Source organism: Streptomyces sp. NBC_00285 (genome assembly GCF_036174265.1).
Lineage (GTDB): Bacteria > Actinomycetota > Actinomycetes > Streptomycetales > Streptomycetaceae > Streptomyces.
The window spans coordinates 64,573-78,122 of sequence record NZ_CP108055.1 but is presented as its reverse complement, the minus strand read 5'-3'; the positions used below and the strand labels follow the sequence as shown (position 1 = coordinate 78,122).

At 69.6% G+C, this 13,550-nt stretch carries 12 protein-coding genes; 5 read left to right on the top strand and 7 right to left on the bottom strand.

The features are described 5' to 3' along the window. Positions 1-25: 25 nt before the first annotated feature. Both OHT57_RS00440 and OHT57_RS00435 read left to right on the top strand, forming a co-directional pair. The gene (locus tag OHT57_RS00440) at positions 26-2,047 is read left to right on the top strand and encodes a LodA/GoxA family CTQ-dependent oxidase (protein WP_328743792.1); all 2,022 of its coding nucleotides are present in this window, start codon (positions 26-28) and stop codon (positions 2,045-2,047) included. Then, positions 2,044-3,327, top strand: a complete 1,284-nt coding sequence (locus OHT57_RS00435) for an NAD(P)/FAD-dependent oxidoreductase (protein ID WP_328743791.1) — start codon at positions 2,044-2,046, stop codon at positions 3,325-3,327. Before OHT57_RS00440 ends, OHT57_RS00435 begins: the two co-directional genes overlap by 4 nt. A 135-nt stretch (positions 3,328-3,462) precedes the next feature. On the opposite strand, the gene OHT57_RS00430 is transcribed toward OHT57_RS00435, so the two are convergent. Together OHT57_RS00430 and OHT57_RS00425 are read right to left on the bottom strand one after the other, a co-directional pair. Further along, positions 3,463-4,032: a DUF4232 domain-containing protein gene (locus OHT57_RS00430; protein ID WP_328743790.1), complete on the bottom strand. Its 570-nt coding sequence runs from the start codon at positions 4,030-4,032 to the stop codon at positions 3,463-3,465. 585 nt (positions 4,033-4,617) lie between these two features. Then, positions 4,618-5,592, bottom strand: coding sequence for a hypothetical protein (locus OHT57_RS00425; RefSeq protein ID WP_328743789.1), 975 nt, complete (start codon positions 5,590-5,592; stop codon positions 4,618-4,620). A 152-nt stretch (positions 5,593-5,744) separates the two neighbouring features. Between OHT57_RS00425 and OHT57_RS00420 the strand changes: the two genes are divergently transcribed. Continuing rightward, entirely contained in the window at positions 5,745-6,941 is a 1,197-nt protein-coding gene (locus OHT57_RS00420) for an RNA-guided endonuclease InsQ/TnpB family protein (protein ID WP_328743788.1), read from the top strand. A gap of 585 nt (positions 6,942-7,526) precedes the next feature. Here the strand turns inward: OHT57_RS00420 and OHT57_RS00415 are convergent. From OHT57_RS00415 to OHT57_RS00405, 3 genes are read right to left on the bottom strand one after another with little or no spacing between them, the layout of a single operon-like run. Beyond that, positions 7,527-8,207: a response regulator transcription factor gene (locus OHT57_RS00415; RefSeq protein WP_328743787.1), complete on the bottom strand. Its 681-nt coding sequence runs from the start codon at positions 8,205-8,207 to the stop codon at positions 7,527-7,529. Next, the gene (locus OHT57_RS00410) at positions 8,204-9,445 is read right to left on the bottom strand and encodes a sensor histidine kinase (RefSeq protein ID WP_328743786.1); all 1,242 of its coding nucleotides are present in this window, start codon (positions 9,443-9,445) and stop codon (positions 8,204-8,206) included. Before OHT57_RS00410 ends, OHT57_RS00415 begins: the two co-directional genes overlap by 4 nt. A 28-nt stretch (positions 9,446-9,473) precedes the next feature. Continuing rightward, positions 9,474-10,118 carry a DUF6518 family protein gene (locus tag OHT57_RS00405; RefSeq protein WP_328743785.1) on the bottom strand — a complete coding sequence of 215 codons (645 nt, stop codon included), beginning with the start codon at positions 10,116-10,118 and terminating at the stop codon, positions 9,474-9,476. A gap of 653 nt (positions 10,119-10,771) precedes the next feature. Here OHT57_RS00405 and OHT57_RS00400 point away from each other — a divergent pair. Continuing rightward, the gene (locus OHT57_RS00400; RefSeq protein WP_328743784.1) at positions 10,772-11,020 is read left to right on the top strand and encodes a hypothetical protein; all 249 of its coding nucleotides are present in this window, start codon (positions 10,772-10,774) and stop codon (positions 11,018-11,020) included. Positions 11,021-11,091: 71 nt separating this feature from the next. Here the strand turns inward: OHT57_RS00400 and OHT57_RS00395 are convergent, their stop codons facing one another. Then, positions 11,092-11,709: a TetR family transcriptional regulator gene (locus OHT57_RS00395; protein WP_328743783.1), complete on the bottom strand. Its 618-nt coding sequence runs from the start codon at positions 11,707-11,709 to the stop codon at positions 11,092-11,094. A 161-nt stretch (positions 11,710-11,870) separates the two neighbouring features. Between OHT57_RS00395 and OHT57_RS00390 the strand changes: the two genes are divergently transcribed. Beyond that, complete coding sequence (locus OHT57_RS00390) at positions 11,871-12,752, top strand: SDR family oxidoreductase (protein ID WP_328743782.1); 882 nt, start codon at positions 11,871-11,873, stop codon at positions 12,750-12,752. A gap of 4 nt (positions 12,753-12,756) precedes the next feature. Here the strand turns inward: OHT57_RS00390 and OHT57_RS00385 are convergent, their stop codons facing one another. Beyond that, positions 12,757-13,248 carry a hypothetical protein gene (locus OHT57_RS00385; protein ID WP_328743781.1) on the bottom strand — a complete coding sequence of 164 codons (492 nt, stop codon included), beginning with the start codon at positions 13,246-13,248 and terminating at the stop codon, positions 12,757-12,759. Between the last annotated feature and the right edge of the window lie 302 nt (positions 13,249-13,550).

Below are 13,550 nucleotides of genomic sequence, written 5' to 3'. Positions count from 1 at the left end.
TGAATCCACAACGGAGGGTTCTTTGATGGACAGTCACATCGTGCAGGTGAAGATCCACCCCGCTATCGGTGTCGCGCGGGTCGGCAACAGCGCGGAGGCACCTTTCATCGGCCCGGAATCACCGGACCAGAAAGCGGCGGGCGCCGGCTCCTACAAGGACGCTTCCGGGGCGATACGGAGGCAGGCCGCACGATTTCGTGTGTACGGCTACAACGCCGCCGGGGAGGTCGTACGGGAACTGAAGCCAGGCAGCGAGGGTGTCACCGAGATCCAGTGGACGGTGCGTCTGGCCAACAAGAAGGCCGCCTGGTACCAGTTCCATCTGGCGCTGGACATCCCCGAGGGCAAGACGCTCACGGCGGCGCAGTACGGCCGACGCAACGCCGACGTCGTGGGCGCCGGCAGGAAGAAGCTGGTCAACGATCCCGGCAGCCGCACCGTTCGCGGCTCGAAGACCGAGACGCAGAAGTTCGACACCGGCAAAGTCATGGACAAGGCGGTGTACCTCGGCGAGATCTCCACCCGTTCCGACGGCCGCCTGGTGGTGCTCGGCGGCCGGGGAAACTCCGCCTCCTACAAGAACAAGCCGATCACCGGGGTCACCAACAACGACACCTGGTACGACGACGTGTCCGACGGCCCGGTGACAGCGAAGGTCACAATCGACGGCCACGATCTGACTGCCGTCCCGGCGTGGGTCGTGGTGGGACCTCCGCACTACGCCCCCGGCGTGAAGTCCGTCCGTACCCTCTACGACCTGCTCTTCGACGTCTTCGTCCAGGCCGGTTCGCTGACCCGCCCGCAGCAGATCTCGTACACCGATCACATCGAGCCGATATTCCGCAGGTTCTGCGATCTGCAGTGGGTCAACCACGGTTTCGCGACCCAGTTCGGCTGGAACGGCCCCAACTTCTTCCTCTCCCCGACGATGCGCAAGAGGCTCGCCGATCCGTCCAACCGAACCCGGGAACTGCGCCGCCAGGTGTACGCCTCCTTGCGCGACTACAACCGCGACGGAAAGTCCCCGCTGCCGTGGCCGTGGCTGTACGGCGACGCCATGGCCAGCAAGCCCAAGTCCGTGCTGCAGCACCTGGCGCTGTCGCCCACCCAGGACTGGATGCTGCAGCGCTGGGCGGACGGGGCGTTCGTGGCCGGACCCCTGCGCCAGCCGCGCCCCACGGTCGACGACGCCCCCGTCGCCGAGCAGCCGGGGCTGCTGGACCGGGCGGCCCTGGAGGGCTGCGCCGCCGACGCGTTCCACCCGGGGATCGAGGTCACCTGGCCGATCAGGCACGCGAGCATGTTCAGCGCCCCCTTCCGCATCCGGCACCGCGCCCCCGCCACCGCGGAACCCGACTACGGGCCCACCCTGCTTCCGGACGAGGCGGTCTCCGCCACCGGCCCCCTGCAGGCGCAGGGCCCCGGTGACCTCACCCGCTGGATGGCCGCGCCCTGGCAGGCGGACACCGCGAGCTGCCGCTCGGGCTACGAGGTGCTGGCCAACCTGGGGCCCCGCTACAGCCCGTACCTGCCGACCTTCTGGCCTGCGCAGGTGCCCAACCATGTGCTCAAGCTGGAGGACTTCGAGAAGGTCAACACGCCGTCGGCCGGGAGCGACGACAGCGCCCGGGAGGAGGCGTTCGAGCGGCGGGCGACCTGGCTGCGCGGACTCAGCGGCACCATGAACGAGCAGCGCACCCAGATGATCAAGGACTGGTTCAAACTCGGCGTCGTCGAGGTGCGCGACTACACCGTGGGCGACGGGAAGTTCCCCGCACGGATCCTGGTGGAGTCGCGCCCGGCACAACCGCTCGCTCAGGCACCGGACAGGGCGAACCTCGTCAACGTGCAGGTGCCCGAGGTGGGTCCGCACGTGTTGGCCGCGGCGGCAGGCCGCTCGCCCGAGGGAATGCTCGCCCCCGAAGCCGTCGAGGCCGAGTCGGCGGCGCGGGCGGTCGGCGAAGCGGCCAGGGCGACCGGCTACCGCGAGGAGGAGATCACCGCCGGATACCTCGAGAAACTCGACCCCTTCCGCGACGCGCGGTGAGCGCCGCCCTCGCTCTCGGCGCGGACACCTACGACGTCGTGGTGGCGGGCGGCGGCCCGGCCGGCTGCGCCGCCGCGCTCATGCTTGCCCGGGCGGGCCGTACGGTCCTGCTGGCGGACGCCGGCACCGGGCCGCCCAAGGTCGGCGAGACGCTCGTACCCGCCGGGCGGGTCCTGCTCGGCGACCTCGGCATAGCCGACCGCGTTCTCGACTCCGGCCATCTGCCCTGCTACGGCAGTCTTTCGGCGTGGGGTTCGGCCGACCTGCACGCCGTGGACTTCATCAACGACCCGCACGGCCATGGCTGGCACCTCGACCGACGGCTGTTCGACCAGCGACTGCGCGACGCCTCCCGCGCGGCGGGGGCGGAGGTCGCCGAGGGCACGGCCGTACGCGAAACGACGCGGACGCCGGACGGCGGCTGGACTCTGGTCCTGCGCGGCGGCAGGGGCCCTGCCGGTAGCGGGTCGGGGGGCGGTTCCGGGTCCGGGGGCGGGAGCGGGTCCGATACCGGGCCGGGGTCCGAGGCCGGTTCCGGGTCCGGGTCCGGGGGCGGGTCCGCAGGCGGAGGCGGGTCCGCGTCCGGGTCCGCGTCCGGTGGCGAGCGTACGGTGCGCTGCCGCTGGGTGATCGACGCCACCGGCCGCGCCGCCGCGATAGCGGTCCGGTGCGGGGCCCGGCGGCGGGTCCGGGACCGGCTCACAGCCCTGTACGTGCCCCTGGAAGCGGACCCGCTGGACACCGACCGCCGCTCCCTCGTCGAGTCCGACGAGGACGGCTGGTGGTACACCGCCCCGCAGCCCTCCGGCGGGCGCCTGGTCGCCTACTTCACCGACACCGACCTGCCGGCCGCCACCCACACCGCACGCCACTTCCACCGACGGATGTCGGCTACCCGCCACGTGTCCCGATGGGTCCACCGGGACGGGCCCCCGCCCACGTCACCCACCGCGCCCCGCCGGGCCGCCGCGCACACGGCGCACCTGGACCGGGTGTACGGAGACGGCTGGACCGCCGCCGGTGACGCGGCGGTCTCCTTCGACCCGCTCTCCTCCCAGGGCGTGCTGACCGCCCTCTACACCGGGCTGAGCGCGGGCCTGGCCGTCGACGCCCGCCTGAGTGGCGTTCCTGACGGCGCGGACTCGTCCCTCGGCGCCTACGCGGACCAGGTCGCGGCCGCACGGAGCGCATATCTGCGCGGCCACCGTGTCATCCACGCCCAAGAGGCCCGCTGGACCGACCGCTCCTTCTGGGCGCGGCGCCTGGCCGACGTGCCCTGACAGCCTCGGCCGGTGCGACCTGGACTGCTCAGGCGCACCGGCCTGAGCTTGACTCTGTATGCAGTGTCCCGTAAACGTGCAGGTCAGGGCGTCACGATCGTCGTGCAGGCTGCTCGTTTTGTGGGGACGGTGGGGTCAGGAAGGCTTGACCGCCGAGACTGGGGTGACGGTCACCTTGTTGTCGCACTCGGCCCACACCCCGTCGTTCAGGGCGACCTGGTGCTTTCCGGAGTGCGGCAGCCCGATGACCATCGTCGGATACGCCTTCGGGGTCTTGCCCGATACGCAGTAGCCGTCGCCCTCCCCCTGGACCTGGACGAAGGTCAGCTTCACCCAGGCCTTGCCGTGCGGTCGGACCGTCACGGTGGCCGCCCTGCCGGTGGGGGTGACCTTGAGCGGGGTGTTGTGGGCGGGGGAGCCGTTGCTGGCGCCCGCGACTGTCGGGTGGCCCTTCAGGATGCACGTCTTCCGGGAGGCGTTGGTGAACTGCACGACCGCCGCTCCGGTCCCGGTCCCGACGGGCGGGTGGGTGGCCTGCCGGGCGCTGACCTGGAGGGCGGAGGCGGGGCAGGCGGGCGGCGGGGTGGAGGTGGTGGTGCTCGCCGCCATGGCGGTGCCGGGCAGGATGCCGGTCACCGCCGCCGCGACGGCCGTGAGCGCCGTCGTCGCCAGAGCCGCCCTGTGAATGCTGTTGCTGTGCCGCATGCTGTAGTCCCCCTGAGTCGTCGCGTCCGCGGGTTTCGGTCGTCGGTTGTTGCCCCGCGGTACGCGTGGTCGTGGTGGTACGTGAGTGCAGACAGGGCGGGAGAGCGGCAGGGTTCCGTACGGCGACTATCTGTGACGGAACGGTGACGGCAGGCTGCACCCGTGCAGACGGCCGTCCTGCACCACCTCCACCAGGCGGGCGACGAGGCTTTGCCACGGCGTTTCGCCCTGCAGCAGCGGCAGTTGCGTGCTGAGCGGGAGTACCGGCGCGAAGACGCGCGACGGGAGGCGTATGAGGCGCTCATCGCGAGCACGAAGCTGTTGTCGAATGCGTGGTGGCGGGTTGCCGACCTGGTAACGGACGAGGAGTCCACGCCGGAACAGTGGAGGGCCTCCTTCGCTGAGGTGCATGAGGCGTGGGTCCAGTTCAGCACCGCGGTTGCAGCCGTAGTTGTGGCCGGCCCGGTGCCCGCTGCGGAGGCGGCTGAGGAACTGCGCGTGGCGATGTACGACTGGGAGATGGCCGGGATGGACTGGTTCTCGGCGGGGAGGGCCACGGCCAACTCCCCGAGTACGCGGAGCGCTTCAAGGAGGCGTGGCAGGCAAAACGCGGGCCAGGCCGTGCCTTCCAGCAAGCCGCGCAGCGAGCCCTGGGAACAGAAGAGTCATAGAGATCGCCCTGCAATTCGGTGATCTGCCCGGCCCGCGCGGGGCTCCGCAGTCGAGCAGGAGGGCGACGGTGGTTTGACCGATGTCGGAGGCCTGCCGCACTACAGCCGGCACCAGTCGCCGCCGCCCGCTCGAAGCGAACGGCCGAGGTAATCCTGCAGGTTGTTGGCAACCCATCGACGACTGTCGCTCTCGTGCTCCCAGACGAAAAATGTCGGGACGCTCGGGCTTCTGCACGGCGTCGGCGTGCGCAATGAGCTTGAGCATCGCGACAGTACCGAAGAGCAAACCTTCGTACATCTCGTCCAGGCCGACCTGATGTGTCTGGTAGGCGTGGACCAGGTCGGCCCAGCCGGGATGCACGTCATCGAGCAGGCCCGCGAAGGCGTCGCGGTAGCCCTCGCCGAGGAGATCGGCAAGGGTGAACCGCCGGGACTCACCGCCGCCACTCGGCGTCACGGTGATGCACTGGCCCAGGAGCGTGTTGGAGAACTGGTCGCACCGGAACTTGTCGGCGGCCTCGTACGCCCAGATTGCCGCCACCTCCTCCGGCGTCTTGGGACGGGTCGTCTTGGGCGGCCGGGTACAGGCTGCTGCACGAAGCCGGCCGATGAGTGCGTGTCCGTACTCGTGCACGACCAGGTGAAGGAGTTCCGCCTGCTCCAACTCCTCTTCGGCCGCCGCGTCGCCAGCGTCGAGAACGATGACCGTCTTGCTGAAGTCACGGGCCAGACAGATCGTCTTGCCCTTCACGATGCCACCGGACCGCTCGGGGGTGAAGTCCCTCTCGATCTCGCTGCGTGCGCGGATCGACGCCGTGATGTCGCCGGTGAGCACCACCGTCAGCTCCAAATCCGGAACGTCGAACTCGTCAGCGACCACGCTGATCATCGGATACCTCCGAGGAAACCCCGGCCTTCAGGCCGGGGAGGAATCGGACTCCTGCGGAGCAGGGCAGGGAGCTGGGATTCGCCGCCAGGGCGGATCGCAGTGCTCTGACCCGCAGATTTGATCTTAACCAGTAGTGGCGCTAGCTTGTGAGCATGACCGTGAAGCAGGTGAAGCGGGCGTTCAAGTACCGCTTCTATCCGACGGATGTGCAGGCGGCTGAGCTGTCGCGCACCTTCGGGTGCGTGCGGAAGGTCTACAACCTGGCGCTGGCGGCCCGTACGCAAGCGTGGGCGCGGCAGGAGCGGGTCAACTACAACCAGACCTCCGCGATGCTCACCGCGTGGAAGCGGACGGAGGAGCTGGGCTACCTGGGTGAGGTGTCGTCGGTTCCGCTCCAGCAGACACTGCGCCATCTGCAGGTGGCGTTCACCAGCTTCTTCGGCAAGCAGGCGCAGTACCCGCGCTTCAAGTCGAAGAAGAAGTCCCGCAGGAGCGCGGAGTACACCAGCAGTGGTTTCCGCTTGCGTGAAGGCCGGCTGACCCTCGCCAAGATGGCGGATCCGCTGGACATCGTGTGGTCGCGGCCGCTGCCTCAGGGGGTGCAGCCGTCCACGGTGACGGTGTCCCAGGACGCGGCGGGGCGCTGGTTCGTGTCGCTGCTCTGCGACGACACCATCACACCCGCCCCGGCCACCACGAACACGGTCGGTATTGACGCGGGGATCACGTCCCTGCTGACGCTGTCCACCGGGGAGAAGATCACCAACCCGCGGCATGAGCGCAAGGACCGCGCCCGCTTGGTCAAAGCCCAGCGGGAACTGTCCCGGACGGCCAAGGGTGACGGTGCGAACCGGGCCAAGGCGCGCCGCAAGGTTGCCCGTGTCCATGCCCGGATCGCCGACCGGCGCCGGGACTTCCTGCACAAGTTGACCACTCGGCTCGTCCGTGAGAACCAAACGGTCGTGATCGAGGACCTCACCGTCCGCAACATGGTCAAGAACCACACGCTCGCCCGTGCGATCTCCGACGCCTCGTGGAGAGAACTGCGGACGATGCTGGAGTACAAGAGCGACTGGTACGGGCGGGAGCTGGTGGTCGTCGACCGTTTCTTCCCCAGCTCGAAACTGTGCGGTGTCTGCGGCACTATCCGGGCGGAGCTGCCGCTGAACGTCCGCGTGTGGACGTGTGAGTGCGGTGCGGTCCATGACCGGGACGTGAACGCGGCGAACAATCTTTTGGCCGCCGGGCTGGCGGTGTCTGTCTGGGGAGCTGGTGTAAGACCTCAACGGGAGTCCTCCCGGACGGGGCAGTCGGCGATGAAGCAGAAACCCCCACGGCGCGAGCCGTAGGAACTTCCCCTCGTTCACGAGGGGGAGGAAGTCAAGGAGTGCACGCTCTCGATGAATCCGGCCAGGCCCGGACGGGCACCGTGCTCTTCGATCGCGGTCAGGGCGTAGGTCGCGCTCACGGGGGCCTCTCGTTCGCAGGACAGATGCCGTCCATCATCGACCCCAGCACTGACACCGACTCCGCACGGCCTGTGCGGGCAGCGGAAAGGACAAGATCGTGAGACGGAATGCCGGGCCAACTGAATGAGACAACGCGAGAACACGCAGGTCGTCACAGCGGAATGGGACACTCCAATTGCGGACCTACACTCGTGTAGGATCCGCGACTTCGTTAGCAGCGTAGGCAGTTCGTCAGCAGTGGATTAGCAAATCCGCGATCCCGTTGACAACTGCTACGTTCAGTAGTGGTTCAGCCCCGCTGTCGGGAAGGGGCCCGCCGAGCGTACGGGCCGCCTGGTCCAGCTCCGCGTGTGGCGGGACGTGCGCATCGGATGTCGTCCAGGATGCTCTCCATCCATTCGATCCACATCGTCTCTCCGTTCAGAAGGTGGGAAGGCCGGAAGGGAGTTGGGCCGGTTCGGGTTGTCAGACGAGGCCGTGCTCGTGGGCGAACACCACGATCTGCACCCGGTCGCGCAAGCCGAGCTTGCGCAGGATGGATCCGACGTGGGTCTTGACCGTCGACTCTCCGGCGAAGACGCTGCGTGCGATCTCGGCGTTGCTCAGTCCCTGGGCGACGGCGACGAAGACCTCCCGCTCCTTGTCCGTCAGGGCGCCGAAGGCGACCGGTGCCGGGGTTGTGGCGCGGACCTGCTGTTCCATGAGGGTGATGAGGTCGGCGGGGGCGAGCACCGCGTGCCCCGCGTGCACGGTGCGAATGGCGTTGCACAACTGCTGCGGGGTGGCTTCCTTGAGGAGGAAACCGCTGGCGCCGTGGCGGATGGCGGTGGCGGCCCGGTCGTCGAGGTTGAACGTGGTCAGCACCACCACCCGGAGCGGGCGGATGAGGCCGGTGGTGGGGGAGGGCAGGAAGATCTGCCGGGTGGCCTCGACGCCGTCCATGCCCGGCATGCGGATGTCCATGAGGACTACGTCGGGCCGGCGCTCGTCGACGAGGCTGACCGCTTCGTGTCCGTCGGCGGCGGTGCCGACGACGGTCATGTCCGGCTGGGCCTGCACCATCACCTGCACGCCCTCGCGGAAGAGCCGCTGGTCGTCGACGAGCAGGACTCGGATGTCGCGGGTGGAGTCGTCGAGCCGGTTCATCGGGACTCCGTCCGTATCGGAATCCACGCTGTGACCTGAAATTCCTCGCCTTCGCTGCCGGTTCCCCGCTGGATGTCGAGCCTGCCACCCACCAAGGCGAGGCGCTGCCGCATGCCGGCCAACCCCAGCCCGGCGGACGCGACGGACTTCGGCTCGGCGGCGATCGCGTTCCGCACCTGGATGCGCAGTTCGTGCTCCCCGGGCCGCTGCGGCCAGTGGCGGTCCAGACGGACCGGAACACTTCTGCGGCCGTGCTTGACGGCGTTGGTGAGCGATTCCTGCAGCACACGCAGGGCCACGTTCCGTGCATCGGGCGCCAGGGGACGTTCGGTGCCGTGCTCGGTGTGGATGACTTCCTGGCCGCCCGCGCGCACCCCGGTCAGGATGTCGTCCAGGCGCCCCGCCCGTCCGCCGGCGTCCGCGGGGGCGCCGGTCAGCACGTGCCGTACGTCCTGCAGGGAGCTACGGGCCGATGTCGCGATGTTCTGCATGATCCTCTTCATGTCGTCCCGTGCGTCCTCGTCGTCGGGAAGGTACTGGGCCGACTCGGCCTGCGCGAGGATCACCGCCAGCGAGTGGCCGACGACATCGTGGACATCCCTGGCCAGGCGCGCCTGCTCCTCCTGGAGCGCGGCGATCTCCTGGGCCTGGGAGCGTTCGGCGTGCGCGCGTTCCGTGTCCGCCTCGGCGGCTTCCTGCGACCGCTTCGCGGCGCGGGCGCGCTCCGCGAAGCGGACCGTCAGCCCGGCCAGCCAGGGCAGCCCGAGAAGCGTCACGGCGGTGACCAGCACGGCGTACGCCCAGTTCGCCCCGGATTGGCTGAGCCAGACGCTCAGCCCGTCGAGGGGCCCCGTGATCGGCAGCGGGCCACCCGCGGCGGCGTGCAGCAGGACCAGGCCGGCGGCGAGGGGGGCGGCCAGGCCACTCAGCCACACGGTCGCCCGGTTCCCCCACCGGGCACAGCCGAACAGCACGCTCGCCTCGCCGACCTGGACGAGCAGGAACGGGGCGGCGGCCAGCACTTGGGCCACGCTCACCAGCGCGGCCAGCGCGAGCGCCGCACCCGGTGCGCGCCGGCTCCCGCCGACCACCGTCGCGGCGCTCACGACCAGCAGGAGCTGTCGGCCGTCGGCCGTGGACGGAGCGCGCCAGGCCACCTCCAGGAGCCCCAGGAGAAGGACAGCGAGGCCGACGGCCGCGTCCGGAGCCCAAGCACGCCGGAGCCAAGAGACACTCAAACCGATTCTCCACCTGTTTCGGGGCCGGTCAGCCCAGAACCGACCCGAGGAAACCCTGGTAGACGACCGCGTAGGCGCACAGTGCTAGTGACATGGTTGCCGCCAGCGTCAGCGCCCGCTCACGGTTGCCGCGCCCCATCGCCAGAGGCAGCGCCACCATGAGCACCGCACACACCCAGGCCTGCGGCATGTACCTCAGCACGAAGGCGTAGTGGGCGGCCTCCGTGCCGATCGCTCCGGCCAATGCGGCGCCCCCGACGATACGGCGGTTGAGGCTGCCGCGCCGCCACCATGCCCCGGCGGCGCCGAACAGCGGTCCGGCTACGACCGCCATGACCAGCCACACCAGCCCGGTTGTCAGCATGCCCATACCGCCACGGCCGAATTCGGCGAACCCGTAGTAGCCGGTGACCAGGCCCACCTCCGCGGCCAGCCCTCCGGCCACCGCCACCCGCACGCCCCGGTCCGCCAGCAGGGCGCCGGCGACGAAGGCGACCGCCGACCAGACCGCCCCCGAGTTGGCGATCTGATTCCAGCTGCCCGGCAGCCAGCCCTGCGCCAGGTTCGTCATGACACCCAGCGCGAGTCCGGTGCCGAGACATCCCGCGACCCTTTTCAGCGCGAAACGGTACGGCGAGAGCGGTGCGACCTCGCGCCTCTGCGTGGCGAACATGTCGGGGCCAGCCCTTCTGCAGCAATCGGTAATGACGTCCCGCCGCACGTCAGACATGGTGCGGCTGAGGAGGCTTCCACTGTCCCCATCCCTTGCCTGCGCCGCCTCCGCCTCAGGTACGCGGAGTCGGTACCTGAGGCGGAGGAGGTGAGGAGATGATTCTGCGAGGTGGCAGCTGTAGCGGATCTTGCCGTTGTCCCGGGGCTCGCCGGTGGATGCAGCGGCCGTCGATGCTGTGCTCCCACCTGCCTCGGCGAGGGTCTCGTCGCCCCGGGAACGGTGTTCTCGGAGGTCTGGCTGCCCAGAGCCATCTGTTCGACGTCGCCGGAGGGGGCTGCCTTGCCGTCCGAGCACGACCGGTCGACGCTGCCGGTCCTTGGGCTGACCGGCCAGGAAGGCTTCGACGTCTTGGAGGTCGGCAAGTGCCCAGTCCGGCATGCCACGTTCGTCGGCAAGGAAGAGGGCAAGGCCACGCACGATGGCCAGCGCCCCTCGATGGTCGCATCGCTGCGAGACCGAGACCGAGACCGAGACCGAGACCGAGACCGAGACCGAGACCGAGCTGCTCCAGGGCGGCGAGGACGGCGAGTTTCATGGTGCGTCTGAGCGTCGGTTGGCCGACCAGCAGGCAGGACAGCGGGGAGTCCTGGTCCATGCCCTGGTTGGTCAGCATCCGCACGGTTCTCACGTGGAAGGACGAAGACGAGTACGCGCACGTACGACGGCTCGGCATCGTCACCGAGCACCGGGCCGTGGACGCCGCCCGCACCCAGGTCCTCGCGATGATCCAAGAACCCTCCGGCCCCTTCGCGGACCTCGCCGCGTGGGCCGGCTGGCGATGGGATCCGACCTGGCCCCTGCCCCGCCTGTCACAGCCCCTCCCGGCTACGCCCAGCGCGTGATTGGAGGCGGCTGTCCCACTCGGGGGAGAGGGCACCGGGCAACGCCCTCATGACCTGTACCCGTAGCCTCCTTAGCCGCCCGTACCCACAGGAAGGACTGCAGGCGCTGGCGTTCTCGTGTCGAGCTCGGCGGCGCGCACCTGAAGGTCGCTCAGGGCTGCTTGGGCGAGGGGCGGGAACGGTTCGTCGTCGTCCGCCTTCAGCCAGCGCTCGGCGGCGATGGCGAAGGCGAGCATCGCCACTTCCGCGCCCAGTCGGGCGGTCAGCTCGTCCGTGCCGCGTTCGCGCAGCGCGGTACTGATCGACGCGGCGATCCGGGCGTGCTTGAGCAGTCCCCGCTCCTGCAGGTCGCTGTTGGCCGCGACCACCCGCCTGCGCTGGACGGCCTTGGCGCGCCGCTGCGGGGTCATGACCGGGTCGGTGGCCGCGAACGCCGCCCGCAGGCACTGCGCGAGCGTCGCGTCCGCAGCGGCGGCGCGGATGCCGTCGGCGAACAGGCCGGCCAGTACGTCCTCGCCGCCGAACAGGACCTCGCGTTTGTCGGTGAAGTGGCGGAAGAAGGTGGCGCGGTTCAAGCCGGCGCGATCCGCGATCTGCGCGACGGTCGTCTGGTCGAACCCGTTTTCCACGAACAGGTCCAACGCTGCGCTCTCCAGGCGTTCACGTGCGTCCGGTGCCCATCTGCTCACCGTCGCAGTCTATGCGAAGCGACCAGGTCGCATCATCTCGCAAATGATGCGACCTAGTCGCATGGCCGCGCTACTGTTGATGCAACAGGGTCGCATCAGTCTCCCGCGAGCGAATCTGAGCTGCGCGTCCTCGGTCGCGCCGTCACCAAGGAGTCCCTCTCATGCGTATCTTCGTCACCGGTGCTTCCGGCTGGATCGGCTCAGCCGTCGTCCCCGAACTCATCAACACCGGGCACCAGGTCCTCGGGCTGGCCCGCTCGGACGCCTCCGCACACGCGGTCGCCGCGATGGGAGCGGAGGTGCTGCGCGGCGACCTGAACGACACCGACGTGCTGCGCGCCGGCGCCCTGGGCAGCGACGGCGTCATCCACCTGGCCTTCGTCACTCCCAGCATGAGCGAGGCCGCGACGGGGACGGACGCCAAGGCCATCGAGACGTTCGCCGCCGCCCTCGCCGGCTCCGGCAGGCCCCTTGTGATCTCCGGCGCCACACTCGTGACACCCGGCCGGCCCGCGACCGAGCACGACGAACTCGTCGCGGCAGGACCCGTCGCCGCCCGCATCGCCAACATGAAGGCAGCGCTCGCAGCAGCAGAAACGGGCGTGCGCACCTCTCTGGTCATGCTGCCCCGCTCGGTCCACGGCCAGGGGGAGCGTCACGGCTTCGTTCCCCAGCTCATCGCCACGGCCCGGGCCAAGGGCGTCTGCGGCTACATCGGCGACGGCACCAGCCGCTGGCCCGCCGTCCACGTCAAGGACGCCGCGACCCTCTACCGCCTTGCCGTCGAGCAGGCACCCGCCGGCTCCGTCCTCAACGCCGTCGGCGACGACGGCGTGCCGGTCCGCGAGATCGCCGAGGCCATCGGCCGACACCTCGACCTACCCGCACACTCTCTGCCCGCCGAGGAGTTCAACGGGATGCTCGTGCGCCTCCTCAGCACCGACATGCCCGCCTCCAGCAGCATCACCCAGCAACTCCTGGGATGGAAGCCCACCCACCCCGGCCTCATCGAGGACATCGAACAAGGCCACTACTTCCTGTGACCAACTACAGACAGCAGGCGCGAGAAGCCGTCTTGCGCAGCGATCCATTTGGGCGCCAGTTCGAGTGCGGTGACTCGGTTGCGTGATCTCCGGCTCCGACGTGCATGAAGGCGGGGCCTCCTGTCCAGCTCGGGATTGTCGAAGTCCGAACGAGCCGGCCGGTTGGCTTCACCGATGAGTCTTGGCCCCACCCAACAACCTTGGGTTCTAAAGGTGGTTGCAACACCTGACCCTGCAGGGTGCGGCGCAGCAGTGCGGCCGCGGCGGCCTCGCCGACCGGGCCGTCGAGGTAGTCCTGGGCCTCGTTCAGCCAGAGCACGCTGCGCGGGCTAAGGACGTCTGCGGCCAGCGCGGCCAGGAGGCTGTCGGCATCGGTGGGGAAGAGCAGCTGGAAGTCGTCGGGCACGGCCGCTGTGAGGGCCTCGACCGCGGTGCGGGTCTTGCCGGTGCACGACTCCCCGCGCACCACCACCAGTAGCGAGGCCTCGTTGGCCACCGCCGCGCCCAGACGCGAGCGCAGTCGGCTGTCATGGGGGCGGGGTACGTAGGCGGGCAGAACGACCCGGCGTCGCTGGAATCTGTCTGGTGTCCCGGAATCGCCGGGTGTACTCCGAGCCGCTGTGGAGTCCAGGACCGTACCGGGCGAGGACGGTCCGTCAGCGCCGCCTGACGGGCGAGCCGGTCCCTGTCCTCCAGGGCCCTGCGGGCCTGCTTACGTTCGCCCGCCGTCTGGTTCGACCGGGTCTGCCTTTGCCGCTCCGTCTTCCACGTCCGGTCCCAGCGGTCCTCGGCCAGCAA